We start from the raw sequence: 2258 nt of genomic DNA on the forward strand, positions 1-2258 counted from the left end.
AGAACGATTCAGATGCCATAAATTCGGTTTCGAAGATATGGTGATTCTTATTGCTTGTGGATTACACAACTTCAGAATCAGCCACAAAATGAGTCATATAACAAATTAATCTATATAATGTCTATTGAAAATAAAGGAAGTTTTTGAAAGAGCTTCTTGAACCGTGTAATTTAAATTATAATATTATGGCAGAATTTAGTCTTGACGGTCGGATGACTGTAAGAGGTTTGAAAGAGAATTTTAAAAAGTGTTTTGGTGCTACTTTGCGTGTATATACAACTCCTGCTTGCAAGACATATGCAGATGAAAAGGCAACTTTGGCCTCTATTCGTACAGCGGACGCAAAAGGAGGTTCACTGGTAGTTGGCGGTAATCTTCGTGTAGGTAATTTTGAAAAGAAGATTGCAGAAATGTACGGAATCGGTGTACAGGTGGCCAATCCGGATAATACAAAGTTGGTAGACAATAGTCTTACTCTGGTAGCAGCAGGAAAATAATGTCTACAATTGTAAATAGCGGCAGTAAAAGAAGGAGTTCTTTGTGCCGCTATTTTTATGTTTATGAGGCTGCGGCTACCCGGAACCGTATGGTGTAATATGTAGCGGCTGACAGGAATATGAACAATTTTTCCGGATTGTTTTTTAATCAGTCTTTTCCGGAATAATTCACTGGATTTTGCTGTAAGTAGTTTATTTGTAGAACGATAATTATTTATAATATATGAAATCAAGCATTATTGATATTCCTCGGAAGTACGATCAAGAGGATTTGTTTGGTATAAAAATCTACCAGGATGCACTGATAGAATACATTAAGTGGACAGAAACTCCTATCACCATCGCATTGCAGGGAGAATGGGGAAGTGGTAAGACTTCCTTGATGAATCTCCTGAGATGGAATCTGTGCGATTGTGACCAGGCCCAGTTTTTCCCGATATGGATTAACACATGGCAATATTCTTTAATGAAAACTTCCTCACAGGCCATTATCGGTATACTGGAGGGGATTATTAACCAGATTGGGGCATTGAATCCCTCGGAAGGAAAGTGGAATGAAAGTAAGAAAAAAATAGGGGGAATCTTTAAGAAAATGGCCTCGGTCGGCACTAAGATTGTAGCCAATCAGGTGGGAATTGACGGAGATGCGGTAGATGAATTGTTTGGAGAAGATGGCGGTTCGGCTCATTCGGATGTGATGCGGCTGAAGGAGGAAATCAATGGACTGGTACAGGAAGCGCTGGCACACCGTCCCGATAGAAAAGGTTTTATTTTCTATATAGACGATCTGGACCGGATTGACCCCCCTGTGGCAGTGGAGATTCTGGAATTGCTGAAGAATATTTTTGACCTGGAGAACTGTATTTTTGTACTTGCCATCGATTATGATGTGGTGATTAAGGGACTTAAACCGAAGTTTGGGGAATTGACGGATAAGAATGAGCGTGAGTTCCGGTCTTTTTTTGATAAAATTATTCAGCTCCCGTTTTCCATGCCTGTGGCCAATTACAATGTAGACGTATTTTTGGTCAATGCTTTGAAGGCTATCAATTTCTTTACGGAAAAAGAACTGGATGATACGGCACTGGCCGAAAATTTGTCGGAAATTGCCCGTTTGTCAGTGGGAAGCAATCCGCGGTCATTGAAGCGACTGACCAATACCTTGTCGCTGATTTCAATCATAAATCAGAAGATGGGGGCTAATTGCCAGAATGACAACAAACTGCTAAACTTTGCCTTAGTGTGTATGCAGATTGCCTATCCGTATATTTACAATCAGTTGCAGGAAGAGCCGGATTTCAAGAACTGGAACGAGAAAGTGGCCTCTAAATTGAAACTGCGTCCTTTGACAGAGGAGGAAAAGGATAGCTTGGATGCTATCATGGAGTTTGATGAAGAATGGGAGAAAATCGTTTTCCGGATGTGCCAGAAAGAAACTTATCTGAGCAGTCGGGTATTTCAGGTCTCAGGTTTGTTGAATAAGATATCGGAACTGATTAATAATGACAGTGCATTGGGTGAGGTGATTGAAACGGTTATGGAACTTTCAGCTGTCACCAACCTGAAAGCATTTGATTCTCCCCGGAAAATCAAGATTAATCGTGATTATTCCAATTATGAGTTTAACGGAACGGTTCACTAGTGTCTCTTAATAATTGTAAAAAGACTCGTTAATTATTTGATTTACAATATTTGTTTTCAAAAAATGCTTGTCGCATATTTGAATCAGTTACCTTAGGGGCTGGGCCAAATTGCGATAGC

General features: G+C 39.9%; 2 protein-coding genes. Both read left to right on the top strand.

Translation table 11 applies throughout. The annotated features are described in order from the left end of the window. Positions 1–185: 185 nt before the first annotated feature. On the top strand, positions 186–497 hold the full coding sequence (locus tag H3001_RS18985; protein WP_181215785.1) for a hypothetical protein: 312 nt from the start codon (positions 186–188) through the stop codon (positions 495–497). Between the two features lie 223 nt (positions 498–720). Further along, positions 721–2139 (top strand): KAP family P-loop NTPase fold protein, encoded by a 1419-nt coding sequence (locus tag H3001_RS18990; RefSeq protein WP_181215786.1) that lies wholly within the window; start codon positions 721–723, stop codon positions 2137–2139. The last annotated feature ends 119 nt before the right edge of the window (positions 2140–2258 follow it).

It is taken from the genome of Phocaeicola faecicola (assembly GCF_013618865.1).
In the GTDB taxonomy this organism is placed as follows: domain Bacteria; phylum Bacteroidota; class Bacteroidia; order Bacteroidales; family Bacteroidaceae; genus Phocaeicola; species Phocaeicola faecicola.